The sequence below is a fragment of the Actinobaculum suis genome (assembly GCF_900618115.1).
GTDB classification, from domain to species: Bacteria; Actinomycetota; Actinomycetes; order Actinomycetales; family Actinomycetaceae; genus Actinobaculum; species Actinobaculum suis.
Map to the genome: position 1 here is coordinate 1,011,150 of NZ_UYIO01000001.1, position 25,249 is coordinate 1,036,398.

General features: G+C 57.7%; 32 protein-coding genes. 9 read left to right on the forward strand and 23 right to left on the reverse strand.

The features are described 5' to 3' along the window. Window positions 1-13: 13 nt before the first annotated feature. The 16 genes from H8274_RS04095 to H8274_RS04170 all read right to left on the reverse strand — a co-directional run bounded on the left by H8274_RS04095 (window position 14) and on the right by H8274_RS04170 (window position 9,460). Complete coding sequence (locus tag H8274_RS04095) at window positions 14-526, reverse strand: hypothetical protein (RefSeq protein WP_185933911.1); 513 nt, start codon at window positions 524-526, stop codon at window positions 14-16. A 69-nt stretch (window positions 527-595) separates the two neighbouring features. Beyond that, on the reverse strand, window positions 596-1,372 hold the full coding sequence (locus H8274_RS04100) for a hypothetical protein (RefSeq protein ID WP_185933912.1): 777 nt from the start codon (window positions 1,370-1,372) through the stop codon (window positions 596-598). Window positions 1,373-1,493: 121 nt separating this feature from the next. Then, complete coding sequence (gene ssb / locus H8274_RS04105) at window positions 1,494-2,078, reverse strand: single-stranded DNA-binding protein (RefSeq protein ID WP_185933913.1); 585 nt, start codon at window positions 2,076-2,078, stop codon at window positions 1,494-1,496. 25 nt (window positions 2,079-2,103) lie between these two features. Next, window positions 2,104-2,466, reverse strand: coding sequence for a hypothetical protein (locus tag H8274_RS04110; RefSeq protein ID WP_185933914.1), 363 nt, complete (start codon window positions 2,464-2,466; stop codon window positions 2,104-2,106). Further along, on the reverse strand, window positions 2,445-3,638 hold the full coding sequence (locus tag H8274_RS04115; protein WP_185933915.1) for a hypothetical protein: 1,194 nt from the start codon (window positions 3,636-3,638) through the stop codon (window positions 2,445-2,447). Before H8274_RS04115 ends, H8274_RS04110 begins: the two co-directional genes overlap by 22 nt. A gap of 774 nt (window positions 3,639-4,412) precedes the next feature. Then, window positions 4,413-5,405 (reverse strand): phage recombination protein Bet, encoded by a 993-nt coding sequence (gene bet / locus H8274_RS04120; RefSeq protein ID WP_185933916.1) that lies wholly within the window; start codon window positions 5,403-5,405, stop codon window positions 4,413-4,415. Beyond that, on the reverse strand, window positions 5,402-5,977 hold the full coding sequence (locus H8274_RS04125) for a hypothetical protein (protein ID WP_185933917.1): 576 nt from the start codon (window positions 5,975-5,977) through the stop codon (window positions 5,402-5,404). Before H8274_RS04125 ends, bet begins: the two co-directional genes overlap by 4 nt. Before the next feature lie 12 nt (window positions 5,978-5,989). Continuing rightward, window positions 5,990-6,271 (reverse strand): hypothetical protein, encoded by a 282-nt coding sequence (locus H8274_RS04130; RefSeq protein WP_185933918.1) that lies wholly within the window; start codon window positions 6,269-6,271, stop codon window positions 5,990-5,992. A 3-nt stretch (window positions 6,272-6,274) separates the two neighbouring features. Next, window positions 6,275-6,448: a hypothetical protein gene (locus H8274_RS04135; protein ID WP_156181409.1), complete on the reverse strand. Its 174-nt coding sequence runs from the start codon at window positions 6,446-6,448 to the stop codon at window positions 6,275-6,277. Beyond that, window positions 6,441-6,776, reverse strand: a complete 336-nt coding sequence (locus H8274_RS04140) for a hypothetical protein (protein ID WP_185933919.1) — start codon at window positions 6,774-6,776, stop codon at window positions 6,441-6,443. Before H8274_RS04140 ends, H8274_RS04135 begins: the two co-directional genes overlap by 8 nt. A 6-nt stretch (window positions 6,777-6,782) precedes the next feature. Next, window positions 6,783-7,166 carry a hypothetical protein gene (locus H8274_RS04145; RefSeq protein ID WP_185933920.1) on the reverse strand — a complete coding sequence of 128 codons (384 nt, stop codon included), beginning with the start codon at window positions 7,164-7,166 and terminating at the stop codon, window positions 6,783-6,785. Further along, window positions 7,156-7,437 (reverse strand): hypothetical protein, encoded by a 282-nt coding sequence (locus H8274_RS04150; protein WP_185933921.1) that lies wholly within the window; start codon window positions 7,435-7,437, stop codon window positions 7,156-7,158. The genes H8274_RS04145 and H8274_RS04150 overlap by 11 nt, the downstream gene beginning before the upstream one ends. A 17-nt stretch (window positions 7,438-7,454) precedes the next feature. Next, entirely contained in the window at window positions 7,455-7,715 is a 261-nt protein-coding gene (locus tag H8274_RS04155) for a hypothetical protein (RefSeq protein WP_185933922.1), read from the reverse strand. Window positions 7,716-8,510: 795 nt separating this feature from the next. Next, the gene (locus tag H8274_RS04160; protein WP_185933923.1) at window positions 8,511-8,999 is read right to left on the reverse strand and encodes a hypothetical protein; all 489 of its coding nucleotides are present in this window, start codon (window positions 8,997-8,999) and stop codon (window positions 8,511-8,513) included. 21 nt (window positions 9,000-9,020) lie between these two features. Further along, complete coding sequence (locus H8274_RS04165) at window positions 9,021-9,200, reverse strand: helix-turn-helix domain-containing protein (protein ID WP_185933924.1); 180 nt, start codon at window positions 9,198-9,200, stop codon at window positions 9,021-9,023. Window positions 9,201-9,229: 29 nt separating this feature from the next. Continuing rightward, entirely contained in the window at window positions 9,230-9,460 is a 231-nt protein-coding gene (locus H8274_RS04170; protein ID WP_185933925.1) for a helix-turn-helix domain-containing protein, read from the reverse strand. A gap of 140 nt (window positions 9,461-9,600) precedes the next feature. Here H8274_RS04170 and H8274_RS10010 point away from each other — a divergent pair, with 140 nt between their 5' ends. Both H8274_RS10010 and H8274_RS04180 read left to right on the forward strand, forming a co-directional pair. Then, window positions 9,601-10,038 (forward strand): helix-turn-helix domain-containing protein, encoded by a 438-nt coding sequence (locus tag H8274_RS10010; RefSeq protein WP_185933926.1) that lies wholly within the window; start codon window positions 9,601-9,603, stop codon window positions 10,036-10,038. A 4-nt stretch (window positions 10,039-10,042) separates the two neighbouring features. Beyond that, a complete protein-coding gene (locus H8274_RS04180; protein WP_185933927.1) occupies window positions 10,043-10,453 on the forward strand; it encodes an ImmA/IrrE family metallo-endopeptidase in 411 nt (136 codons plus the stop codon). A 236-nt stretch (window positions 10,454-10,689) separates the two neighbouring features. Here the strand turns inward: H8274_RS04180 and H8274_RS04185 are convergent, their stop codons facing one another. Both H8274_RS04185 and H8274_RS04190 read right to left on the reverse strand, forming a co-directional pair. Then, complete coding sequence (locus H8274_RS04185) at window positions 10,690-10,956, reverse strand: hypothetical protein (protein WP_185933928.1); 267 nt, start codon at window positions 10,954-10,956, stop codon at window positions 10,690-10,692. Further along, window positions 10,953-11,195: a helix-turn-helix transcriptional regulator gene (locus H8274_RS04190; protein ID WP_185933929.1), complete on the reverse strand. Its 243-nt coding sequence runs from the start codon at window positions 11,193-11,195 to the stop codon at window positions 10,953-10,955. Before H8274_RS04190 ends, H8274_RS04185 begins: the two co-directional genes overlap by 4 nt. A 46-nt stretch (window positions 11,196-11,241) precedes the next feature. Between H8274_RS04190 and H8274_RS04195 the strand changes: the two genes are divergently transcribed. The 4 genes from H8274_RS04195 (at window position 11,242) to H8274_RS04210 (ending at window position 14,754) form a co-directional block, all read left to right on the forward strand. Continuing rightward, window positions 11,242-11,505, forward strand: a complete 264-nt coding sequence (locus H8274_RS04195) for a helix-turn-helix domain-containing protein (RefSeq protein WP_049619307.1) — start codon at window positions 11,242-11,244, stop codon at window positions 11,503-11,505. Further along, window positions 11,498-12,715 carry a type II toxin-antitoxin system HipA family toxin gene (locus tag H8274_RS04200; RefSeq protein WP_185933930.1) on the forward strand — a complete coding sequence of 406 codons (1,218 nt, stop codon included), beginning with the start codon at window positions 11,498-11,500 and terminating at the stop codon, window positions 12,713-12,715. Before H8274_RS04195 ends, H8274_RS04200 begins: the two co-directional genes overlap by 8 nt. A 434-nt stretch (window positions 12,716-13,149) precedes the next feature. Further along, window positions 13,150-13,779, forward strand: a complete 630-nt coding sequence (locus H8274_RS04205) for a CAP domain-containing protein (RefSeq protein WP_185933931.1) — start codon at window positions 13,150-13,152, stop codon at window positions 13,777-13,779. 201 nt (window positions 13,780-13,980) lie between these two features. After that, window positions 13,981-14,754, forward strand: a complete 774-nt coding sequence (locus H8274_RS04210; RefSeq protein WP_185933932.1) for a hypothetical protein — start codon at window positions 13,981-13,983, stop codon at window positions 14,752-14,754. A gap of 818 nt (window positions 14,755-15,572) precedes the next feature. On the opposite strand, the gene H8274_RS04215 is transcribed toward H8274_RS04210, so the two are convergent. The 4 genes from H8274_RS04215 to H8274_RS04230 form a co-directional block, all read right to left on the reverse strand. Then, window positions 15,573-16,655, reverse strand: coding sequence for a glycine betaine ABC transporter substrate-binding protein (locus H8274_RS04215; RefSeq protein WP_221884766.1), 1,083 nt, complete (start codon window positions 16,653-16,655; stop codon window positions 15,573-15,575). Window positions 16,656-16,663: 8 nt separating this feature from the next. After that, window positions 16,664-17,551, reverse strand: a complete 888-nt coding sequence (locus tag H8274_RS04220) for an ABC transporter permease (RefSeq protein WP_049619312.1) — start codon at window positions 17,549-17,551, stop codon at window positions 16,664-16,666. After that, entirely contained in the window at window positions 17,551-18,996 is a 1,446-nt protein-coding gene (locus tag H8274_RS04225; RefSeq protein WP_065414532.1) for a quaternary amine ABC transporter ATP-binding protein, read from the reverse strand. Before H8274_RS04225 ends, H8274_RS04220 begins: the two co-directional genes overlap by 1 nt. 494 nt (window positions 18,997-19,490) lie before the next feature. Beyond that, the gene (locus H8274_RS04230; RefSeq protein ID WP_074662920.1) at window positions 19,491-20,087 is read right to left on the reverse strand and encodes a TetR/AcrR family transcriptional regulator; all 597 of its coding nucleotides are present in this window, start codon (window positions 20,085-20,087) and stop codon (window positions 19,491-19,493) included. 265 nt (window positions 20,088-20,352) lie between these two features. Between H8274_RS04230 and H8274_RS04235 the strand changes: the two genes are divergently transcribed. Together H8274_RS04235 and H8274_RS04240 are read left to right on the forward strand one after the other, a co-directional pair. After that, window positions 20,353-21,867, forward strand: a complete 1,515-nt coding sequence (locus H8274_RS04235; protein ID WP_185933933.1) for an ABC transporter permease — start codon at window positions 20,353-20,355, stop codon at window positions 21,865-21,867. A gap of 292 nt (window positions 21,868-22,159) precedes the next feature. Then, the gene (locus tag H8274_RS04240) at window positions 22,160-22,990 is read left to right on the forward strand and encodes a nucleoside/nucleotide kinase family protein (protein ID WP_244924523.1); all 831 of its coding nucleotides are present in this window, start codon (window positions 22,160-22,162) and stop codon (window positions 22,988-22,990) included. A gap of 203 nt (window positions 22,991-23,193) precedes the next feature. Here the strand turns inward: H8274_RS04240 and H8274_RS04245 are convergent, their stop codons facing one another. Next, window positions 23,194-24,291: a PfkB family carbohydrate kinase gene (locus H8274_RS04245; RefSeq protein WP_185933934.1), complete on the reverse strand. Its 1,098-nt coding sequence runs from the start codon at window positions 24,289-24,291 to the stop codon at window positions 23,194-23,196. Between the two features lie 566 nt (window positions 24,292-24,857). Between H8274_RS04245 and H8274_RS04250 the strand changes: the two genes are divergently transcribed. Next, on the forward strand, window positions 24,858-25,157 hold the full coding sequence (locus H8274_RS04250) for a ribosomal protein L7/L12 (RefSeq protein ID WP_049619316.1): 300 nt from the start codon (window positions 24,858-24,860) through the stop codon (window positions 25,155-25,157). The last annotated feature ends 92 nt before the right edge of the window (window positions 25,158-25,249 follow it).

Sequence of the window (25,249 nt, forward strand, 5' to 3'; positions counted from 1 at the left end):
GTTTTTCTAGTGACTATTTGGTCTGGTCGAGCTTTTCGATGTAGGCGTCGCAGTCGTATTGTGCATCAATTATTTCGAAGAGGCTCTCTGCCTCAGTGCGGGTTATTTTTGGTATTGCGTTGCGTTTACGCGCGGGAAAGTCTTTGTATTTATAGCCGGTGAGTAGTTCAAATCTGGTGTTTTCCCACCGGTTTATGTTGTCAATTATCGATTCGGCGGGGGTTGTCGTTTTTCGGGGCGTGTAGTTAGGGAGCAGTGTGGCGAGGTCTTCGTATATGTCGGCCTGCTGTTGGTATAGACAGGCCATGCCGGCGATGCCGTCTAGGCGTTTTCCTGGTGCTCCGATGAGGTGTGTTCCGGCGGCGGTTACGAGGGCTTGCTGCTCGGGGGTGTAGTTGGTTGGTATGGGCTCTATTGGTTTTGGGCGTGTGTGGAGGGTGATTGCTGTGGCCGCGGCTAGGAGGGCGGCGATTATTGTGGTGGCGAGTGCTATGGCGCGTAGTGGGCCGTGTTTTTTGTGTTCCATGTGGGTAAGGGTATCAATTTGGTGTGGTGTGGTTTTGGGTGCACTTGCCCACTTGGAAATATAACACATCTACTTCTTCTGGTTGCGTGCAAGCGTTGCGGCTTGTCGCAGGTTTATTTTTCCTGCTCTTGATTGTAGCCGGCCGCGGTGTACGTTCGTATCGAGTATGGCGCGGGGGATACCGAGTAGGGTGGCGGCTTGCGCGCGGGGTATCCATGTGTCTGGTGGGGTGCCGATCATCTCTAGCCTTAGGCGTGTGTTTACGGCTTTCGTGTAGGTGGCCCGGGTCCAGGGCGTGCCGCATGTGGGGCATATTTCCCAGTCTGTGAATCCATCGTCGAGCGGGTAGCGTTCTAGTCTTGTGCCGTCGTTGGGGCATGTGTGGTTGGTGGTTTCTGGGTGTAGGCCTGCGAGCCGGGTGGCGATTGCGTATACGCGTTGGATTTCTCCGATCGTAGCCGCCCACGCTTCCGGCTCTAGGCGGTTGTAGGCGTGTTCTGTGGTGTCTGCTAGCCACTCGCATACGGGCGTGGTGGTGGGGCGCGTGTAGCCTAGGTTTTCCGCCCAATCGTCAGCTACCTCGCTAAGGATTTCGATGCACCCGGCGGGTGTACGCACCGCGCCGGTTTCCCAGTCGTCGGTTACGCGGTCTAGGCCGAATGGAAGCTGATCGGGGGCGGGCCGTGGGGTAGTGGCTATAGGCCGGGATGGAGTGGACCGAGGGCCGTATAGGCTTGCGTGTATTTCCGCGGTGGAAGCTTGTGCTTCGGTGAGCAGTACGGCGATCTGCTCTAGGATGATGCGGGCTTGCCGATCGGGCGTAATCCCGGCTCGCGTGTTTTCCATTGGGTACCTTTTCCTGCTCTCGCTCCCTGGTTTGGTGGTGTAGGCGCGGGGCTGATCCGGTTGGTGGGTTCAGTCCCGCGCTTCCACATTTTTTGCATATTTATACATTTAGGGGTGGGGCTTAAAAGGGCGGTTGCTCATCCCACATCGTTTGTTGCTGTCCTTGGGACGGTGCTTGCGATTGCTGTTGTGGTTGGGTTGCCCATGGGTCGCTAGCACTTCCACCGGCGGGCGCGTTATTCACCACCCCGCCAGAACCGCCCCAATTGCCCTGTGCCGCGTTTTGACCACCGCCCTGGCACCCCTGCATAGGAGCACCACTGTTCGCCGCTCCACGGGCCTGCTGGCCCCCATATTGAGGGGTGTAAGCCGAACGAGGAGGAAGAAACCCTTCCAGGCGGGGCCGTTCGATGGTCATTGTTGCGCCCGGGGTCCCGTCGCGCCGCTGGTATTCGCGCCGTCCAAGCTCACCACTCACCACGACGCGCTGCCCGCGCTGTAAATCGTAGTCGAGCACCGTATTCGCGTCCGTGCCCCAAAAATCGGCCTGTAGCCATACCGGGGCGCCCAAATCCGACCATTCGCCGGTTTTGCGGTCCCGCGTGCGTGGGGTTACCGCGAGGCTCAGCTGGGTCTTCGTTTCGCCGCTGTTCACGGTGAACGCCTCGGGGGTTTGCCCAAGATTTCCAACAAAAACACTTCTCATCGTGTGTATCCTTCCTGGTTATTGATTATTTTGTTTCTGTTTGCAAAGAAGCAAACAAATCTTCCATTCGCGCCTTGATCTCCGGCGGGCAACCCCGCCGCCCCGGGGCCTGCTCGATCAACCGCCGCCCCGCCCTAAATTCCTCGCGCTCGCGGGCCCGTCGCCGTTCGTCGCGATAGGTGCGTGCCAGGCTCACGATGTGGGCCGGCTGCAGGTATTCCGTCGAGGTGCGCCGGTGTTCGTCGATCGCGGCCCGTGCCAGGTCAGCAGTGAGCCAATCGGGTAGGGCCGATGCCCACGCGAGGATTGCTTCACGGCTCACCTGCCGATTATCGACGGCGGCGGCATAGGCGAGGATTGTGGCCGCTAACTCGGTAGAGACGCCCACGGGTCAGCTCCTTCCAGATCGATTTCTCCTATCGGGATTTCCCACGGATCAGGCCCGCGGGCTTGCGCTTCCTGCTCAGCGGCGAGCTGGTAGCCCGCCTCCAGCCATTGCGCCGCTCTCGACGGCGGCCGGGCCGTGGCGAAGTCAAGCTCATCCGCCCACCGCTCATCATTTAGCCAGCCTTGCGCCCATTTCGGATTTTCTATGCCGCGGGCCTGGACCCAATCGGCATACCGGGCCGCGGCCTCGACCAGGGTTTTTTGGGCTACTTTTTTGCGGGCCTTTTTGAAAGCCTCGAAAGCGCGGGCTTTGCCTTTGCGTACCGGGTAGGCCGCCCAGAATTCCTCAAACTCTGCCGAGTACTCGCGTGCCCGATCGGTTTGGGTTCCTGGAAGCTGACCCTGAACGAGTTCCGCCCCTGGCTCTTTTTCGGGGCCGGGTTGAGCTGGCTCATTTCCTGCTGGGAGTGAGCTGGGACCGGGTTGAGAGTCAGGCGCACCCGCCGCTTGCGGCGCGGTGTGCATATATCTCTGTTCCCCTGTTCCCCTGTTCCCCTGTTCCCCTGTTCCAGCGGCGGAAGATGTCCGCAAGTTCCGCCGCTCGTCGGCGGAAGATGCCTGCAACTTCCGTGATTCCCCTAGAAAGTCGCGATATGATGCGAAAATCTCGCCGTCGTCAGCGGCCTCCGGGCCGGGGTAGCGGGCCCGCGACTTGCGCTCAACCCGCTGATGCTTATCGAAGTTCACCAATCGGTAGTAGGGGCGCTTTTCGGATCTGTAAAACTCCAATTCGAAGCAGTCCGCAACTTCCGCCACCAAGCGGCGGAAAATCTCGGAGCTTCCGCCGCTCGTCGGCGGAACATGCCCGCAACTTCCGCCGCTCGTCGGCGGAACATGCCCGCAACTTCCGCCGCTCGTCGGCGGAACATGCCCGCAACTTCCGCCGCTCGTCGGCGGAACATGCCCGCAACTTCCGCCGCCGGCATTTGTGAGCTCTGCCAGATCATCATTCGGGAAGATATACCCCTCAAGCTCTTTTTCATTCAGAGTGCCCACCCCGCTATCATCCGCCCACGTCCACATTCCTATGTAGGTGAGCCGAGCTAGGGGGCTTGCTTTCGCCACAGAGGGGGATGAGAAGAATTCCGGCTTGATGGTTCTAATGCGCGCCACGGTGAATTCACCTCCTTCCTGTCTCTTTGTCTATGGTGATGATTTCTAGCCTCACCCGGTAGGTGCCTTTCCCGGCCGGGTCTGGGTCTCGTCGGAAATCGGGGCCGATCAAATACTCCGAGGAGTCGTCAGGCCACACACCGGCGTCGGTTAGGCCGTCTATCAGGGCCTTCACGGTAGGGGCCGCGTTGGCGGGGTCTGCTTTTCGGCGGGTTGGGTAGCCGATATGCGCCACCACTCTCACGGGCGGGTTCACGCGTGTCAGGTTTTGCCGTCTGGTTTCCAGGCGGGCATAGCCTCGAAGCGTGCGCGTCCGAGCGGCCCGGTTAGCCCAGTGCATCCTGCTGTTGGCCGATATCCACCACTCCCGCGGAACAGTGAAAGTTATGCGCCGTGCCGTATTGTTATCGGTTGTTTCGGGGGCGGCCACGCTATGCGCACCTCCTTTCTGTTAGCTTTTCCTGGTGGTCGCTAGCCGCCCATATGGTGCATTTTCGGCCCCGCCGGCTAACTCCATCTTCCGAATACCGGAAGGTCAGGCCGCATTTTTCTAGCTCTGAGCAAGCAGACCGGATGCGTTGTTCTGTCCATTTCGGGAACCCGCCCTCGCGAGGAATACCCCTGCAAAGCTGCTCTACGGTTGCAGGGCCGCTTTCACGAAGCGTGCCTAGCACCCACCGCCGGGACCCGCTCACTGCGTCATCGGAGAGTGATGCGGCGGCCTGCCACGAGGTCACCGGGTCATCGCGCCGCGCATACGCCGCCGGTACCGGTCTAAGCATTGCCTTCACCCGCTTGCGCTTGCGCTTGCGCTTGCTGTGCTTGCGCTTGCTGTGCCTGTTGGTTGATCTCTTCAACCTTCGTATGAAGGAAACCGATCAGCCGATCTGCCTCATCCTCGGTTAGCTCTTCCAGGCGGCGGGTACGGTGCCTGGAGGCCCATTGCACGGCGGCGGTCATTTTCCCAGAGCTGAGCCGTAGCGCCTCAACTTGTGCTTCTAGGGTTTCTACCTGCGTGGCGGTGAGCATTATTTCGGCGTCTTCGTATTCTTCGTCGCTGGGAGTCTGACGCGGGGCCGCGCCGCTGTTCGGGGCGGTGGGGGCGGCCGGTGGGTTTTCCACCTGTACCGTAGGCTGAGCCGGTTGGGGCGCGGTTTGGTGGTCCTGCACGGCCGGATTATCTGCCTGCGTCATCTCATCATCCGTATATAGCCCGGAAAGGTCCTGTGGGAACGCTTTCCGTAGAGCTAGTGCTTCGGCGCATTTGCCTAGCATGATCGCGGGCTTGGTCCGCCACATGGTGGTTAGCCGCCCATCACCGGTACGCCCTGCATACTCGCTCAACAGTGCCACCGCTGGGAATGGTTGTCCGTCCCGGTATACGGTGACGCGGGCGGCGAGCGGCGGCTCCTTATCTAGCCATACATCTCGCCATTGCCCATTAGGCCCGCAATACTCGGTAGCAGAATAAGAATAAGTACCACCGGCCTGGCTTGCGGCGCGCCGCGCAATCACCCTGAAACCGTCGATCCCGGTCTGAATCGTATATTTCATTTCTCGCTGGCGGGTTTGCGCGTTCCACGTAGAGCGGGGGATCATATATATTTGCCGGGCGAAAGGGTCCAGGCCTGTACGCCTAACTTGGTGGAAGAAGATCGCTAGATCGGCGCGGGAAGCTCCCTGCAAATCCAGCGCCGTAATCTGAGCGGTATTAAATTCGGTTTGGTCTTCCCTGATTTCAACTACACTACCTGCGGTTTCGCTCATTTGGTTTCACCTTCTTCACTGGTTTCGTCGTTTTCGGTATTGCTTTCGGTTTCGCTTTCGATGGCCCGGAATTCCGCATTAAACGCGCTCCACGCCGCATTTAGCCGGCGTGCTGACTCGACCGCGGCCTCCATATTTTTCATTTGCTTATCCGATAGGCGAGAAGTGACGTAGCCGCCGGATTCTTCGATTTCGACGCCCGGCGGGATTTCCCCATTCCCTTCGGCATCGAGCGAGGTTTTCAATGAGGCTAGATAAGCAGGGGAAGTAAAAGACTTGTGAACGCGCATCTGCCAAACTTCTGGGACTTTTCGCTCTTCTTCTAGCCAGTCGCCAAAAGCTTTTTCATCCCGTATCACATATCGTTCTGAAGTTTTTTGCCTGGAAACTGTAGCTAGGTCGTCGCCTACTACGCGCCGGTCCCCGGGACTCATGTGCGCTTCCAAATACATCCGGGCGCGTTTTACTAGGGTTTTTGCTTCATCCGTGAGGGCCGCTTTTTCCGCAAATTTCCCTAACGCTACAATTCCGAGTGCTTGTTCTACGCTTGTTATTTCGATCTGATCAGCCATTATTTTCTTCTCCTATAAAGTTTCAATTTTGGGGAGTTCTATTCCTTCCCCAAAAAATTCGTATCCAGCAATCTCGATAGGCGGCACGTGATCAGGGTTTTTCACCCGAATGTCCATATAGAGACTGGTTCCGAAAAATGTTGTTTTCTCACCATTCGGTAGGAAACCCATTGCGCGCACGATTCGCCGCGCGGTTTTACGGGCCTCATAAATCAACGCCTTCCGATCATCGGTGAGGTCGTTTATTGCGAATCTGAGCCTTACCAGGCCCGGCGAAAACACGATGTCACTCATTTTTCATGCCGCCTGCCTGCGAGTAAAGAAAGGCCGCCACCTTTTGCGCGTGGTTTTCGCGCGCCGGCCCTGAATTTTCTTGGCCGCGGTTTCCTGCATTTGCAGTTCTAGCCAGCCCCGCATTTCCCCGATATGTGGGCAATCCTCGATATGTGGCGTGAAAGCATATTTACTCATCGCTGTTTCCTTCCTTAGTGGTTTTCGGCCATGTCATATTGATTTCTTGGGCCGGGCGGGCCGCCCGCTTCCGGCCCCGGGCCCGGCGGCGTTGCTGAGCCTCACGCACCTGTCGATGTGCGTCCTTCCGGCCGATCACGTAGGCCGATACGATTCCAAAACCGAAAAACAAAATGCCTAAAACGCCTGCGAGTAGGCACGCGCCTAGGTCTTCCCATCGATCGCCTACGGCGTATGCGCCGCCGATCATGAATGCCATGCCGCCTACTAGGCCGCCTATGGCCGGGTAGGTCAGGTCAGGCCGGCGGGGTGAAGTCTTCTTACCCATTACGCATTACCCCCTTCTTCTTTTCTTGTTTCTTGCCAATCGCTGTAAACTTGGCCGCCCCGCCTCGCGAGGTTCATGTTGGGCGGCCCGCTCCGCTAAAAACAGATCCTCCCCATAGGCGATGCGCGCCGCGCGTTCCAGGCCGGCCCGAAGCTCGAAAGCCGCATTACGAGCGGTGAGAGCGCGAGTTCCTAGCTGGGTGGTCAAGAACGGCTCACCCGCTTCCGTAAACTTTTTCTTCATCACGCCGTTCATATTGGTGAGGCACATGTCCGCCTCATCTAGGCATTCATTGGCAGCCTTTGCCAGGCCTTGCGCCCGCTGAAGCCAATAAATATTTCTGCCGTACGCATCCAGGGCTAACCCAATAGCCATTTTTTCAACGCTCATCACAATTGCCCCCATCGGTATCTAGCTGTGCGCGTGCCATATCCGCAATGCGGGTGTACTTGCGTAGCTGACCCATCGCCATCCAAATATCGACGAGCGCATCCCTACAGTGCAGTCGCATCTGCGCGGCGTATTCCTCGCCGTAAGCCTCGCTTATCTTGTTTCCCTGCCGGATGAAAGCCCTACACAGCTCTTCGAAAGCTCTCAGGGTCTTCGTCGAGTCATCTAGCAGCCCCATTAGTGGGTGTTCCAGAGGATTGTTTTCATTCATGTTCACCGCGTTTACCCCTAGTCTCCGAGTAGCCAGGCGCGGGCTACCGACTCAACCCTGCTGGGTCTGCGTAGTAGGGAAATTGCTTCCCAGATATCGAGGTGTGCATCCCTACAAGACCGCTCCAACTGAGTGGTGTATTCTTCGTCGAAGAAATCGAGGATTTCGGCTCTCTGCTGACCGAAGGCCGTGAGCAGTGCTTCGAGAGCGCCCCGGGCGGTCGTCAGGTCGTCTAGGAATCCCCCGAGTGGCTGATCCTGGGTATTGGTTTTATTCATTAGTGTTTTCCTTTCGCCGAAGTAACACAGTTTTTGCATTGGCCCGCACCTCCATAGGTGCGAGAATTTGGGAGCCGGTCTTGAGGGATGCCGGGGGCGCGCATGACCGCCCCACATTGGGCGCATGTCCCTGCGAAATATGGCGATCCGGCCCCGGGCGTGGTGGTTTCTAGGGACGGTTCCGGTTTCTTCACCGCCGGCGTTTTCTTTGCCGGCGTTTTCTTCCGGCGGGCCGGTCGCTTCCGGTCCCGCAAAAACTTCCGATAACACCACCCACACATACCCCGACAACCAGCCCGAACGGTGCCCGGGTAGGCCGCCTCAGGCACCCCGGCCGGCCGCGTATCCGCCCCACACTCCTTGCAAGGGAATACCGCCGCCTTAGCCGCCTTTTCAGGGACGCGTACGAGCCGCGCCGCGGGCGGGGTCTCAGCCAGCTTTTTAGCCTCACCATCCGGTAGCGGCAAGATCGTGATGGTTTCGGTTTTAGCCCGGAAATCCTGACTCTCGACCGCAACCCCACATTCGGCCACGGTCCCGCGAGTGCTGTACTTTGGCACGCCCCTTGGTACGTAGCCGCGGGCGCGTATAGCGGCGGCGAATTGCGCGAGCACGGCCCGGCGGATATCCGCCCGAACCCCGTCTATGGGGATTGTGTAGGTGGCGTGCACATACCCAAAATCGCGTTTCAAAATTTGCATGTGTTATCCTTGCTTTGTAATTGCTATGGGTGGAACCAGTACCAGAAACCTTGTTTTTTGGTGCTGGTTCCCTTTTTCTTTTACGTATTTCCTGTCATCTACCCGGCGCATAGGTTTTGCCTTTCAGGCGCGTAGTAATCCCAAACCGAGCCAGCAGTTTCCCCATTTCGGAAAAGGGGATTTTTCTGCATCCAGTAGATGCGATCCGCTCATCCCACTCGCCACTATCGGCCGCTTGGCGCATATCCAAGATCGCGCCATCTCGCAGGACTCCAGTCGTTGAATGTTGCAGGTCTCCATAGGCTTCACCCCAATGGCATTCAAGGAATGCGGGGACGCTGGTCCAGAAGTAGGCCCAGGGAGTGCCGTGTATGACGCCCCGCGAAAGGTCAGAGGAACACCACTTCCGGGCGTCTTCTACCGTGGCCATAAACCTGACCCCGCTGTTATTCCCGGCCGCTGTGGCCGTGTAGAGGAATGCGTATTTTTCGAGCCCGTCCAGGTCTTCTACCCGTGTAGCCTCCGAATCGGTGGTTTCGGCTGGAGCATCGGCGAATAGCGCTAACTGTGCACCATGGGTCATTGTCTGCTCGCTCCAATCGGGCTACCTGCTCGTAGATTCCAGAAATTTATCCAGGTCGTAGGGCCTGATTCTCCAGAGCCGGCCGGCCCTCACGCCCTGTAGGTCGCCGGCGAGTAGCCAGCGGCGTACCGTGCCCTCACGGACCCCTACTCTTTCTGCGACTTGCTTTACTGAAAGCAGGTTTTCTGTCTGTGTACTCATATGGGTTCACCTTCTTCTTTGCTTTCCTGTTAGGCGGCTTTCGCTTCACACCGCCGGTTCTCTGACGCTCTACGTACGAATTCATAAGCCGGGATATTGAGTGCCTGGCTCACGAGGCCCAAGTCATCTAGCCGGATTGCCACCCGGCCGTTGATTCGGCTTGATAGCCAATTCCTGGAAACATTTGCTGCGGCGGCAACTTCCGTTACGGTTACGCCTTGCCGGGCCATTTCGGCCCGTATTTCTGCTGAAACATCCACTTTCTCACCTCGCCCCCTTATGGGGGACTCTCTTGCATTAAAAGTCGGGCACTTGCCCGCTTGTGACACCATTATGCCCCCATTTGGGGGTGCTGTCAAGTCCCTTGCGTGCAAGTGCGTTCATATGGGACCATATCGGCGTGGAAAGAATACTGCCTTCACGCGTAACCGGGCGCAAAAAACTAGAACCGGGGGCGCTAAACAGCGCCGCAATATCAATATTGGCGGCACATAACGACGCTCATGACCAGCTCTCTCTACGGGAGATAAGTCGCCGCACCGGCATTTCAGATTCAAGAATGTCGCCTTTATGGAGGTGTGAGCGTGCCATCCTTCTAGATGATTTCGAGGCCATATGCGATGCGCTTGGCCTGCAATCGTGGAAAGTGCTACGCGATGCACAGGAGATGGTCGCCGCGCAAGAACTAGCCGCCTCCAGTTCGCCGCTCGATGGGATCGACCCGATCACCTACACAGAGGAAGCTCTAGCCCGGGCCCGGCTAGCCACAAGCCAAGACGAATACGGGGCGGCCGCGAACCGCCCCCAACCAGATCGCGAGCGCGAAGACGGCGAGTAGCTACATGTTGCCCTCAATCAGCCTGAAACCAGCAACGGAAGAACAGCTCATCGCTGAGCTCTATAAACTTGGGGTGTGTGTGGTTTATGCGCCGATCAGTGGCGCTTCCGGCCACTACTACCATGAAACCGGGCTTGTGGTAGTTGATTCTCGCACCTCGCCCCGCTGGCAAATATGGACGCTCGCTCATGAGCTTGTGCACGCGTGGCGCGGCGATGACGGGCCACAGCCTGCGAGTGTTGAGGCGTTGGTAGATCGCACCGCGGCCCGGCTCCTAATCAGCGGGGCCGAATACGCCCTAGCAGAGCAGCTTTACGGGCCGAATATTGCCCTGATTGCGGAAGAGCTGGGGGTAGTGCCTGAGTGCGTGGAGGCGTATCGGGCGTGGCTGACCCAGACGCGCGGCGGGTCATAGCTGGTAGGGATACGTACGGGGATACGGGCCGCCCAAATCGGCAAGGTCGCGCGGTTTTGTTCGATTCCCCGCATCTCCACAACAAGAAGCCTGAACGGCGATTGAAGTCGTTCAGGCTTCTAGTCATTAAGGGGAGGTGACCATTAAGGGAGGCGACGAGGTGGTTGCAGCTTTCCCCGAAGGTTGCAACCATCAGGTGATGTCTCGCCGCGACGTCTTAGTGGTATCGCGGGGCCTCACAGTTTATGGCTCCAGTAGCCAGTTAGGGCGAATGTGGTAATGAGCTGGAATGATGCTACGCATTGGAGGGTGATGAACGCGGGAATGCTGAATGGACCTACAATTAGTGAAGCGCCAACGAGTGCCATGGAGAGCACGGTGATGATGGGCCTGCCGGACTTTACACGAATGGCCGCTTCTCGCTCGTTGGTTTCGCGGATGTAAGCCAGCTTGAGAGTGTGGCGTTTCTTCAGGTAGCTGCGGTATTGTTCGAGTTCGTTCATTTTGATTCCTCCAAGTCGGTAAAGTCGAAGACGTCCTCGATGGCGTAGCCAAAGTAGCGAGCGATTTTGTAAGCCAGTGGCAGAGAAGCCACGTATTTGCCGGTCTCAATCGAGGTGATTGTTTGTCGGGTGACGCCAACAGCAGTGGCTATGGGTGGAGTGCCGGGACGGCGTTTGACGTGGATAATGACGTCATCGTGTTTGACGTCAATAATGGAGTCAGATACTCTGACTCTCATAACGAAGTCAGTTTGCGAGCAGTGTTGCGGTGGGGTGGGATATTGAATGCAGTACGAAGGTAAGGTCACGGGTCCGGAGTCTCTCGGGCGCATACTGCAGCAGGCCCGTCTTGTGGCTGGGTTGACGCAACGCGAGTTGGCAGCGCAACTGGGTACCACCCAGAAATATATTTGGGAGCTAGAATCTGGCAAGCCATCCATCATCATGGAACGGCTGTTTGCTGCGATGCGGGCCACCGGCATGGAGCTTACTGCCACCATCAATGTTCCTGACGGTGATTTAGCGCGGGATGAGGTTGACCATGGGTGACCTCGTGGTTGAGCTATACGGCCAGCGGCTTGGGGTATTGCGCGGCGACTGGCGTACATTTGACCTGGTTCCCGATCCGGCTAGTGTGCTTCACTTCGGCCTTGATTCAATGGTGATGTCGATCGCCGTCCCTTTGCAAGTACGGTCTACGCGTTCACGGGCGCCCATCCGGCGTAATTTTTTTGCTGAACTGTTGCCGGAAGGGCGAATGCGAACGCGACTAGCGCAGATCTCCCGCGTGGCGGAGCATGACGTGATCGGGCTGCTCCGCCAGTTTGGGCGCGACGTAGCCGGAGCTCTGCAAATCTGGGATCCAGAGGAACCCGGTGAACCCAAGATTCCTAGATGCGAACCCGTTACGCACGGCGATATTGCACGAATGCTTACCGAAGTAGCGGAAGAGCCGCTGGGAAATAAACTGCCCGGTGGAAAGACGTCACTTGCGGGCGTCCAAGACAAGATAGTTTTGGCTCGTAGCGGTGATGGCTCGTGGAACCGAGTGCTCGACGGAGCGCCATCCACGCATATTCTCAAGCCTATTAATTCGCGATTTCCTACACTTATATACGACGAAGAGTACGGGGCCCGGCTAGCACGCTTCGTTGGTTTGACCGACTACGCCACCTGGGTCGAGGAATTCGAAGGGGTACAGGCCCTGGTGATTGAACGCTATGACCGTGATCCTGCGGCACCGCGAGGGCGGGTGCACCAAGAGGACGGTAACCAAGTGCTTGGTGCCTCCGGCGTGCAGAAGTACCAACGCCAAGGTGGAGTGGTCACCCTGGAACGACTCGCACGCGCTTTCCGGCGGACGGGTAACGCGGCGCTGGCAGAAACACTGTTCCGGCAGCTCGTGGTGGCAGTAGCCGTCGGCGACCTTGATATGCACGCCAAGAACATTTCTGTCCTTCACCCGCCAGACGGATCTCTCCGATTGGCTCCCGTATACGACATGGTGCCGCAAACTCACCTGCCTACCGATGGGGAGCTAGCGCTGGCGGTCAACGATATATATCAGCATGCCCTGGTGACAGGCGCTGATCTGGTAGCTGAAGGCGAACGGTGGGGGATAAATAATGCGGCCTCCATTGCGGAGGAGACGCTCGCCAGTCTAGCCGTTGCGGTCAACTCCGAGGCGCCACTACCGGGCGCCCATCCTGGCTTGGTGGACGAGATTGGCGGCTTTATCGAACGTCTCCGTCAGCAATAGTGTGGAGAAGTTGTTCCTCTACTGCTGGCCCGGCACTTCCTTTTCGTAGCAGTTGCCTGGCATGCCTATGCTGTGCGGCACCGTGAGGACTTGCGCAGCTTGCGCCGGTAATGTGAATAAAATGCGGCAAACCGGCACCCAGTAGCATGAACATTAAATACTTGTCAACTTGGCTGAATGTTGCGATTTTTTCAGTATCGTTGAACAAACAAGTGGTGCCACCTGCATTGCCTGTTCTGATAATTCACCCTTATTTTTCGTTAGGGATCGTTTTGTAGGTAGCGGTACCTTGGTGCAGCAAAAGTAAAGGTGCTGGAATTGAGCAAAAACTTCAGGAAACATGTGCAGCGCGGCGTGGCTGCAGTGCTCGCGATAGCAATTTCTGGTTTTGGGGAGTTGCGCAAACACTTGCGGAGGAACCGCAAGATCCGCAAGTGGAAAATATTGAGCAAACGGCGGACGCGGCGGCCGTGCAGGCAGCCTACGAGGCAACTGTTTCGGCGCGCGATGCAATAAAAGCGAAGGTGGAATCCGCTCAAGAAGCGTACGCACAGGCAGCCGCCGAGCAAGCACAAGCGCAAGCCGCTTATGAGGCGGCAACCGGTGGCAAGAAAACTCACCAGTTAGTTTCCCGAGATTCACTGAATCGCCAGGAAGAACTCGCTCTCGCGGAAGCAACCATTTTCGAATACGTCAACGGTTTCCGTGAACAGTTGGGGATTGCGCCGGTGGTGCGAGTTGATGGAACTCTGGCTGAAGAAACACGGGACTTCACGCAACGGATGGCCGATACCGGCGTGTTTGGTCGCGACTATTCTTTGCTCCCAGGTAACGATATTGGGCGATACAGCCGCGAAAACATCGTGATGTCCACGATATTCACTGATCTGGAAAACATGGCAGATCTATTCTTCGAGCTTTGGTTCAATTCCAAGGACGGCCATTACGATGCGCTGATTTACCCGCGGGCGGTCGCAGTTTCGGAGGCCGCGGCGCTTACTGGGCTTTCTGAGCGCGATTTACCCGCGGGCGGTCGCAGTTTCGATATCCGTTCGGGAAAATGATCGGGGCGAGGCTTACGGAACTTTGCGTGCCTATACGAAGCCTTATCTGGCGATGCGGGAAAAAGAACAGCATGATTTCTCGTTTGATAATCTCTACCAGCCAACGGCGATTGCAGATACGGTGAGTAACCCTGCGGCGTCGTGGGAAAAGCAAAAGCGTCCGGACGATTTTACGAGCGTCCGGCGGGGCCCGGTGCGAGCGTGATCAGCCCGGAACAGAAAAAGGCAAGCTACGAAAACCAGCTCAAAGTAGAAAGAACCGAGGATTTGCTGAGCGGGCAAGAAGTTTCTGCAAACAATCCGAATGCGCGGGGGCAGAACTTGGCCAGCGCGAGAGCAAACCTTGCCGCCGCAACGGCTAAAGCAGACGCCGCAAAATCTGCACTCGAAAGCGCAAAAGCTGAACTGGCACAAAAACAAGCAGAAGTGGATTCCGCGAAAGCTGAACTTGACCGCCTCACACACGGAGAAGGCGCCGCGTCCGCTAGTGAAAATCCCGAAGACGCACCGGGAGCTAATGCTGGTGACGGCGAGAAGGCAAGTGTGTGGACAGATGCTGCTAGCCAGAATGGGGCGCTATATGTAAACAGCTGGGATAAGGAACGGGCCGACCGGACTGTCAACTACGGAAAACCGCAAGATGAAATCATTTTTGGGGATTGGAATGGGGATGGTGTAGATACGCCGATGGTGCGGCGTGGCAACACATTTCTGGGCACGAATCGGTTTAGCGGTCTATCCCAGTTCCAGTTCACTTATGGAGTACCGGGAGACACGATTCTGGTAGGGGACTGGAACGGAAACGGTAAAGACACGATCGCGGTGGTACGTGATAACAAAGTCTACGTGCGCAACAGTTTGACAACGGGCGTGGCCGATAAGGTTTATGCCTACGGCAACCCGGACGATACTCTGGTGGCCGGAGACTGGGACGGATCTGGCCGTAGACCGCCGCTGGCCGTAGATCGCCGCTGATCGTAGACCGCCGCTGATCGTAGCCCGCCGCCAAATGTAACTCGCTCGAACATGGAAATCCGTGCACCGATGCGGTGAAGCGTGCCATAATTTGAATCGTGCGCGAGGCGAATGTGACCGAGATGCGGTCTGCAGAAGTCGAAATACCTGAGGAGCCGGGGGAGAAGCTACTTGCCAAAGCTCGACAGTATCCGCCGAGTGGTTTTACCGCGGCACTCGGGGCGGGCCTGGCGGTGCTGATTGGAATTGGTTCCGTGGCCCATGACGCGGTGGCTTTTCCCGGCCCCTTATTACGTGTACTAACCCAGCTAGCTAGTTCTGGTTTGGGGTACGTCATGATCGCGGTGCTGGTGGGCTGGTTTTCCAGGTCTTGGCGGGTTGCAGCGGGCGTGGCAAGCGGTGCGATTCTGGGCGCTTTGCTGATCTATTACGGCGCTACAGTTATGTGTAACTTGCGCCCGAGCGGGGGCAGCGCGGAACTAGCGCGAATCGCCATCGTGTGGATAATTCTTGGTTTAGCGTGCGGGGCGATTGTGGGGCCCACGGCGTTCTTCGCCCATTATGGGAATTTGCCGCAACGTTCCATTGCTACGGGACTGCCGCTGGGCCTAATTCTTGGCCCAGCGGCAGCATCCATCTTTAGCGGCGTTGACCTGCGCAGCCCCGAAATCCTGGCCGTAGTGTTAGTCACCGTAGCCATTCCCTGCGTGGGCCTGCTTATATCGCTTCGCCGCACCCGGCCGGCGTTACTCCTGGCTTCTACCCTTACGGGCACGATCCTCGCCGGCGGGCTGTTCCTGATCGTATACCTTGTACTACTAGCTCTTATTCACATCGAATTTGGCCCGGGTTTCCGGATTATCAGCAAACCAGGCTTTGATGGCATCCATCCGGTCCAAATCCTTGTTTTCGTTGAGCACATAGTTTTCTGCGTCCGCGAGCTCTTCTTCAGTCAGTTCCAACTCGGCCAACATGGCGGCGATTTCCGGCCGGTCTTCCGCAAAGCCCGTCCGTCCAAAAGCGTGGAGCTCTTCGGAGTCGCCCATGGCACCGAGGGGATCTTCAAGGTTGCGGATATCGTACGCGCCGTAGGCCCAGTGCGGCGTCCACAGCGTGACTGCGATATCTTCGCCCTTTTTCATTGCCCCGTCTAGTTCGGCGAGCATCGCCGCGGTAGAAGAGGTTTTAAGCGGCATTACGCCGTCCAGATCATATTGCGGGATTGCATCTTCTTGCACGACGCGCGTGATCCCGGCTCCGCCGTCGATCCCAATAATCTGGTTACCAAAAATGCCGGCATTATCTTTCAGGTCCGCAATAGACTCCACCGGAGCGTCATTGTTTACAGTGATGGCCAGCCGTGCGTCGTCGTACCACACGCCGAGGCTTTCAATGGAATCCCCGTAACGTTCCAGGTAGTTTTCGTGCGTATTGGGCAACCACACGTCCAAGAGCAAATCCATATCACCCTTGGAAAGCGCGGCGAAAATCAACCCAACGTCGGCATCGGTGAGCCGTACCGTGTACCCCTGTTCTTCCAGTGCTTGCGCAAACATTGCGGAGACGACGACGCCTTCATCCCAACCCGTCGGTACCCCCACAGAAATTGCGTCGGCGGAATGTTCCCCCAGAGAACAGCCCACCAAACCCAAGGTACAGGCCAGCGCTAGGAGCATCCGTGCCAGCAAGGTTCGCACCCGCCCGCGCGGCCGGGCCCCCGCACCCCGGGAAGCATCATCCAGGGTACTGGCCGGCCCGGCATCGCCTTGCGAAAAAGCTTGCCGAGCCGCTGCCTTTTGTGAAGTGTGCTCTCGGGAAGCGAGCTGCCGGGTTGCCAGCTCCCGGGAGACGATCTGCCCCGCCGGCGAAGAGTGAACCGGAATAGAAACGTGTGTAGTCATTACGCCTCCTACTCTGCTTCTACTTCGCGCCGGCCGCGGGCGGAAAGCCCGGCGGTAACGCGATCGAGGTAGACGGCGAGGATCACAACCGCCAGTCCGGCTTCCGCGCCGAGCCGCATATCTACCGAGGTCAGCGCCGAGTACACGGCCTGCCCCAAGCCTCCGGCACCCACCATGCCGGCCGTAACCACCATGGAAAGCGAGAGCATAATTACCTGGTTCACGCCGGCCATAATCGTGGGCAGGGAGAGGGGCAGTTCGATTTGCCCGAGCACGCGGCGCGGGGAAGCCCCAAAGGAATAAGCAGCTTCTACCACGGAAGCATCCACTTGGATAATGCCCAAGCGGGTGAAGCGCACGGCCGGAGCGATGGCGAAGAAGATCGTGGCCACGATGCCCGGTACTACCCCCACGGAGAACATAACTACCAGCGGAATCAGGTACACGAAGGCCGGCATGGTCTGTAAGAAGTCCAGAATCGGCCGCAACACTCGCCATGCGGTAGCAGATTTGGCCGCCCAAATCCCCAGTGGGATGCCGAGCAGAATCGCAATCAGTGACGATTCGAGCACCAAGGCCAAGGAGGCCATAGAGTTATCCCACTGATTCGTAAACACGAGCAGGAGCATGCCCAAGGTAGCGGCAATCGCCATTCCCCACCCGCGCGCGAAGTACGCGAGTACCGCGAAAACTGCGATCACGAGCCAGAACGGCGGGGCGGAAAGAATCAGGAAAAATAGGTCGTAAATCCAGGTGAGTGCCACCTGCAAAGCATCGAATAGGCCCTCCAGATGGGTGGTTAGCCAATCGATGAAAGTATCAACCCACTCGCCGAGTGGGATGCGGAAGCGTTGTGCCGCTTCACTAGCATTTAGAGCCACACTCAGATGAGTCATTAGTTTCGGTCCTCTTTCCCTTCGAAGGAATCACGCGTACGCCGCCGGTTTTCCTTTTTCGCGGCTTTCTCCATAAGTGCACCCGTTGCCGAACCGAGGGGGCCGCTGGCCACGCCTTGGCGCCGGCCCTTGCGCAAGATTGTTTCAGAAGGCGTCTCTAAAGGTTCATGGAATTCGGCACTGGTGCGGGCTGCTTCCCGCCGTGCCCGCCGGCCCGCCAGTACTTCTGTAGCGTCTGCGGATTCTGCCGGGTAGGGAACCGTATCGGGAACTGCTTGAATTTCGTCTGCGGCTGGTTGTGCCGGCTCGATCGTTTCGTCCTCAAAGTCATCACGATCCGAAAGAGCACGCAGGATCTGAATGCGGGGTACTACGCCCAGCAAGCGTTCATGTTCGTCAACTACCGGCACGCGAATCGCGGTTTCCGCCAGCGCGGTAACCAGTTCTGCTACCGGAGTTTCCGGGGAAGCAGCCATATAGTCAGTGCGTACCAGATCGCGAACCGTACGGGGCGGTTCTGGCCCGCGCATCGCCGCAATAATGTCTTTCGAGTAGAGCAGGCCTGCCAAACGGCGCGAACCGGGGTTTACCACCCAACCGGCTTCATCATCCACGCTGGAAAGCTTGCGCAATACCAGGTTCGGACCATCCGTCGTATAAAGCCGTACGGGCGGGGGAACCATAACGGAACCGGCGGTGATTACCCGCGAACGGTCCACATCGCTAATGAATTTCTCGATGTATTCATTGGCCGGATTCGTCAGAATTTCTTCAGCGGTACCGATCTGGTCTACTTTGCCGTGGCGCATTACCGCGATGCGATCGCCCAAATACATGGCTTCGTTCAGATCGTGCGTAATGAAGACGATCGTGCGCCGCTTCTGGTCTTGAATTTCCAATAGCAGTTCTTGCATTTCGCGGCGAATTAGCGGATCGAGCGCGGAGAAAGCTTCATCCATCAGCAAGATCGGCGAATCGGCAGTAAGCGCACGGGCAATACCTACGCGTTGCTGCATCCCACCCGAAAGCTGGTCAGGATATTTATTTTCCCACCCCAAAAGATTGCAGGTTTTGAGGGATTCCAGGGCACGCTCTTCACGTTCAGCTTTGTCGATTCCGCGAATTTCCAGCGGGTAGGCCGCATTTTCTATAACAGTGCGGTGAGGTAGCAACCCGAAATGTTGGAATACCATGGCCATTTTTTCGGCCCGGATCCGGCGGATCTCCTCGTCATTAGCGGCAGTTATTTCCTCGCCATCCACCCAAATTTTGCCGCCCGTAGCCGGGCCGAGCGCATTTAAGGTGCGAAGTAAAGTGGATTTGCCGGAGCCCGAAAGCCCCATGACAACGAATATTTCGCCTGCCTTGATTTCTAGGGAGACGTTATTGACAGCAACTATGCTTCCTTCGGGAAGCTCCTCGGGCGAGGCTCCCTGCTGGAGCATGCGAGTTGCTTTATCGGCGTCCTTTCCAAAAACTTTATATACGTTCTCACATTTGAGAGCGATCAATTACCTTCACTGTCCTTCCGTGGGTGCGCGCCGGTAATTGCGGCGGCGAGACCCGCGCGCAAGGCATGCACCCGATCGGCTGTCGATGGAATGCATCCGCGAAGGCCGGGTTGGCCGGACGAAAGTTTAGGCACATTCCTTGTTCGCAAGCGCTCTCACGTCGCGAACCAATAAGCACCATTGCAAGGATGAGAATCGAGCGCAAGGAAATAAACCCTATGCGTGGCGCAAAAAGTTCAAAAAATCTGATTTGTGGATCACGGGAAATCGGCACGGTTATGCGGAAAAAGGATAACGCCCGCAAGAATGCAAGAGATCTTACAGTGCGATATTTATCACTGGGAGGTCGAGGTTATTTTTCTTGTAAACAATAATATTCGGAAATTGAAAATCGGGCTTAAATGGTATTTTCTCGCACCATTAACTAATTAGGACGTGCTGTTTTCTTCTGGTTTCGAGACGTTTTTGAGATGCGGAATGATGATGTGATCTACCAAGCTGAGTAGTTCCGCCTCATCTATGGCCCCGCGGGCAAGTATGTCGCCCACGAGTAGCAGTAGCGGGAAGCGAATGTAGAGCGGTTCGAGTACGGCCTCGCTCAACTCGCCGCGCGCAATGGCAAATTTATATGAATTGGTCAGTGCTACGAAACCTGGGAGCACCGTGGTGGTAAGTAGCTCTTCGCGCACTTCCGGGCCTGCTTCCGAAAGTAAGCCAAAAAGTGCGGAGATGCCGATGTGGTCCAGGCGCGTGCGCGTGGCTTCGATGAGGGCTACAAATGCGGCGCGCAGCGAAGGAGCGGTGGCGACGTCGTGAAGCATGGCGGGTGCGGTGCGCAGGGCTGCAAAAACTACCATTTCCGCGCGCGAGGCGAAGCGCCTATACAGCACCGACTTACTGGTCTGGGCGGCGCGGGCCACGCCTTCAAAGCTCAAATTCTGGTATCCCTGCGCGGCAAGTTCTTCCATGATGGCGGCGGCGAGGGCATCCTCCAGCTCTTTCCCAGTGCGGCGTTGCTTCGTCATGTAGCGATTATAAGCAGGATTTTACAGGGGTTTGGAGCCCGGCGGCGTTTCGATGCTGAGGGTTTAGAGGGTCGGACCTGAGGAGCGATGAAGGCAGTTTCGCCTGGCAGGGCGTGGAGCGCTTAAGGAAATGGCGCGGAGTGCTTAGAGAATTTTGAGTTAAGAGACGCTTAGCACCCTACGAGACACGAGCCGTATCTGATGTGCTACCTTCTGCAAGGTACGAACCGTATCTAAAGTGTGAATTAATTTGGAGGGTACTTCCATGTCCGAAAAAACTCCCAGCGGCAAATGCACACAAACTACAACCGCGCAATCGCCCTCGCCCGGCCTTAGGAAAACGGCGGCAACTGCACCGGCGCAGGCACCGGCAACGGCGTCGGCACGAACTAAGCAGTCAAGTTTTAGCGGCCTGATACAGGCCGTGCTGGCGGCAAGCCTCACTGTGCTCGTGTTTTGTTTCGCCTTCGCACCCATGTTACGGATGGACGTAAAGGGGTTACCGGTGGTGGCGTTTTCCGCGGATACGGGCGTAGAAACTCCGCGCGGCGAAATCAAAATTGGCGATCAGGTGCTCGCGCAAATGGTGGAGAAAGTAAATGCGCAGGGCGCATTAAAAGTCACGGTGGTAGATACTCCGCTCGACGCCGCGCACTTAGATTCCTATTACGCGGCACTGGTTATCCCCGCGGATTTCAGCCAAAAAGTATTAGCTACCGCGCAGCCACCCGCCGCGGCTACAACCGCGCTACCGGGATCTGCGCGGGACTTGGCGCCGGAATCTGTTGCGGCGGGATCTGCGGCGGAATCAGTGCCGGGCTCTACGGCAGAATCCGCGCCGGCGGGCGAGTTGCCAGCGCAAGCGGATGCAGGGGCGGCACAGCCAACGATAACGCTGAAAATAAACCAAGGGAAGAACCCGCTCGCGGCTTCGATTATCGCCCAAGGAGTGCGCGAACTGACTGGCGAAATAACCGACGAACTGAGTGACAAACTGACTGACCAACTGACTGGCGAACTGACCAGTGAACTGACCGGTGAACTGCCCAGTGAACTAGCTAGCGCACTACCGGGCGCGCTAACGAAGGAAAATATGGGCAACCCTAACGCAGACAGCGCGAACTTGGCCCGGGAAGGGCAAGCTGCCGCGTCGCTTCCCGAATTGCAAGTGGAGTATTACAACCCGGTTCCTGCAGCTTTGGGCATTGCGGGCAGTTTGGCTCCGATGGGTTTCGTGATGTTGCTTCTGTGGCCGAGTAATGTAGGTGGCCTCCTTCTCGCTAATGCTACGCGGCAGCAAAATGGCTGGAAAGCTTTTGCTAATCAGCTACTTGGCATGGTGGTTACGGCCGCGGCCATTGCCGCAATAGCGGTGGGGTTATTGAGTGCATTGCTACGCACACAGGTACCTTTTGGCACCATGTTCGCATTTTCGTGGATCGTCACGCTGGCGTTACTGGCCCTTGTGGTCGGATGCGTGGGGTTGTGCGGAAGATGGGGGATGGCTATCCCCGTCTGCTTGCATATTATTTCGATGACTACCGTGACCTTCCCGGCAGAGTTTTTGCCGCCACTGTGGCGCGACTGGATTTACCCTTGGACTCCCTTGCAGTTCTTTGGCAACGGCGTGCGGGAAGTGCTCTACCTCGACCAAACTGCCTTGCCCTCGCAAACCGGCGCCTTCCTGGTGATTTTCGGAGTGGGCGTGGCACTCATGCTCCTAGGATTGGGGCGCACCGCGTTAGCACGGCGAAAGGCTGGCGCGACGGTAGCGGTGTAAACGCGAGCCAAACCCGTAGCGCGGGTGCTAGGTGCCGGGTGCGGGGTGCCGGGTGCTAGGGTGCCGGGCGCGGGGTGCCGGGTGCTAGGTGCCGGGTGCGGGGTGTCGGTGCCCAGTGGCTAGGTGTCCGGTGGCCAGGTGCTTGGCGTGGATGTCCGGTGGCCAGGTGCGGCGAGCTTGACCCCGGCCTAGTTTGCTGCCCCTTTTTTTCCAACTCGCAAGTACTCGCAAGTAGCTGGCTCGAAGTTTTACCATAACTTGCAGGAAAGTAAGGAAAAGAAGGAGGTGGAAAGTGCGCCGAATCGAGTTCGCAAATATTGCGCAGGCAAGCGCTTTCATCGAGTCCCTGGTATCCATGGAATCCCGGCCCACCTCGGCGTCGGAGGCGCCCACTCCGGCAAGTATGCCGCCCGTGCCAACCCAGCTGCCGCCCGAGTCGGCCCAGCTGCCGCTCGCGTCAACCCCGGCGTCGCAGGTGCCAACCCCGCTTCCACCTGCCGCTACTTCGCGTGGCGCGCGGCAAATCATCGGGGTGAGCGGGCCGCCCGGTACAGGTAAATCCACCTTCGCAAAGGATTTGGTGGCGGAACTAAACCGGCGAGCCGGTACCAATCTTGCGGCCTATTTGCCGATGGACGGATTCCATTTCTCGAATGCGATCCTGGAGGCCAAAGGCCTGGCCGCACACAAAGGCGCCCCGCAGACTTTCGACGTGGCTGGGTATTGCGCTTTGCTACGCCGCGTGCGGGAACACCCAGCCGGAAGTATCTACGCGCCCGACTATGTGCGATCCAAGCACGAGCCGATCGCCGCTTCCATAGAAATAGGGGAAGAGGTGAGCGTCGTCGTCACGGAAGGGAACTACTTGGGCTTGGAAACCGGCGGGTGGGGCGGGGTGCGCGCATACCTCGACACCCTGCTCTATCTAGATACCCCGCACGCAGATTTGCACGCGCGACTAATCGCGCGGCAATTGGCGGGCGGCAGAACGCGCGCGCAGGCGGAGGAGTGGTTCCGTACCGTCGATGAGCCGAACGCGTTTTTGGTGGAAGCTACCGCGGCGCGCGCCGATTACGTAGTGCGTATGAGGTACGACGCCGCACCTACCGGCACCGTTTCCTAAACGCTTTCGAACCGCTCTCGAAACTGCTCTCGAAACCACACCCGAAACTGTATTCAAGCCGTTCTTGAACCGCTCTGGAAGGGCCTAAAACCGCTCCGAAGTACTTCCGAAGTGTCCGCGAACTATTCTCGAGCCGTGGCACTGAGCTTAGATAGCTTGCTTCGCATAGGAATCCAAGCGGCGAAGAACCGTGGCACCCCGGCTTAGCGTAACCAGGAGCGGGTGCCGAAGGACTGGATGGATTGCGCGGCAATTTGGGCGCCGTGATGCAAGCCGGTGACGAAAGTGGTTTCGTTGAGGGGTTTGCCGGCGATGGATTTGGTGAAGGCCCCGTGGAAGAAATCCCCGGCGCCCAGGGTGTCTACCGCCGCTACTTGGCAGGGCCGGACTTCGCCGTGTTTTCCGGCGGCGTGGTAGAGGATCGGCCGGGGGCCGCGCGTGATGGCCGCGTACTGCACGCCGAATTGTTCCAGGTAGGCAAAGAACGCGTGCGAGGCCTCGCTTGCCCGGGTGTGCCTTACCTGGCTGCTGCTCTCGGGGCCGGGCCAAAGCTGCGCACAAGTGCCCGCGAAAGCTTCGGAAACGATGGCGACGTCGATATAAGGCAGTAGCTGCTCCATGTAGGGTTTCCAGCTACCGCCGTCGAGGACGGTAGGGATACCGTGGGCGCGGCCAGCTTGCAGGACAGCCAAAGTGAGGTCAGTTTCGTAGCCATCGGTTTCGATTACATCAATACTGTGCAGATCGTGCAGATCGAGAGCAATTTCAGCCGGTTCGGGTTGGACCGGGCGCTGATCCGTAGCAGAAATAACGGCGCGTTCCCCGGTGCTTTCCGTTACCAGAATCGTGGCCACGGTAGACGAAACCCCAGCCGGAAGGGACTGCGCGTGCACAGTAACCTGGTGTTCTTCTAGATCAGCACGGATAAGATTGCCAACCAAATCGGCAGAGAGGCGAGTCAGCAAGATAGCCTCATCAGCTCTGTTCAGCGACGCACAAGTATGCGGGCCGGGGGCCTCCTGCGGGTGAGCAGCAGTATGCGGGCCAGGGACCGCCTGCGATGGACCAGCCGTATGCGGCTGAGAAGCAGACTGCGGTTTAGAGCCAGAATGTGGCTGAGAGCTAGCAGAAACAGTAGAAACGCGCGGGAAACGCTGCGCGAAGGCAACGGCCGCGTTAGCAGCCGGGCCACCTGCCGCGAGTGCCACCTGGCGCGCCCGGATTTTCTCATCTGGCTGGGGAAGCGCAGAAACGAGCTGGATCACATCTAAAGTCGCTAGACCGACGAACAACCCGCGCATAAGTACCCTCCTGCCGCCAATATAAGAGGCGTCGTTACGGCCCCAGATATACCCTGCCGATGCTGCCTCGTATGCCCAAGCTTTTGTATACCCAAGCATTCATATCCCCAAGTTTTCCCGGGGAACATTTAGCATAATGCTATGCTAGCCTGACGGCGAAGCCGGCCCGATAATGCAAAACCGGGATATGCTGCAGAAAGCGGGGACATAGTGCGAAAAACCGGGATAATATGCGCGGCCCTGCTTTTGCTAGTTGCGCTCGCGGTCCTTGCGGTTGTCATTTGGGGCCGTTCCGGCCAGCCGGTTCTCCCGCCGGAGCAATCAGTTTCCACGCACGCCCCAAGTCCAAAGAGTGGTAGCAATTACTGGGATGAGGAACGGATACAATCAGCAATACCACAACCGATGCCCACTGCGCGCTAACCTCAGCTGAAAATCAATTCCCAACTCGTAAACACAGACAAACCCCATTGAGGCCACACTCACATCGTTGAAACTTAAGGAAGTGCCCTAGGTCCTGAGACAATGAGCGCACATTCAATGTTCGATGCGAAGGGAAATGATTCGTGGGTAAGTGGTTCGGGCAAGCGGCGGAGATTGAAAAGCTCCGCGCGCAAGTGCGTCAGCAAGAATTCACCATTGCGGAGCTTCGTAAGCGTATCGCCGATTTAGAAGTGGCAAGCCTCTATCCCGAGACCAGTGCCGAACCAGCACCGCGCCCGGTCAGCAGCTACTTTCTTACGGCGGAAGAGCGGGAGCTGATTGCTAAAGGTCAAAAGTTAGCCGCAATTCAAGCTATCCGGGCTCGCACCGATCTTCCTTTAAAGGACGCCAAAGATTTAGTCGACGGCGCCGCGGCCGCCTAGCCCTACCTTTTCGACGCCGTGGGTGCTTCCGGTGCCGGCGCACTCACGGTAGCTGCCGGCGCAGGCGTAGCTTTCGCGGCCTTCGCCTGCGC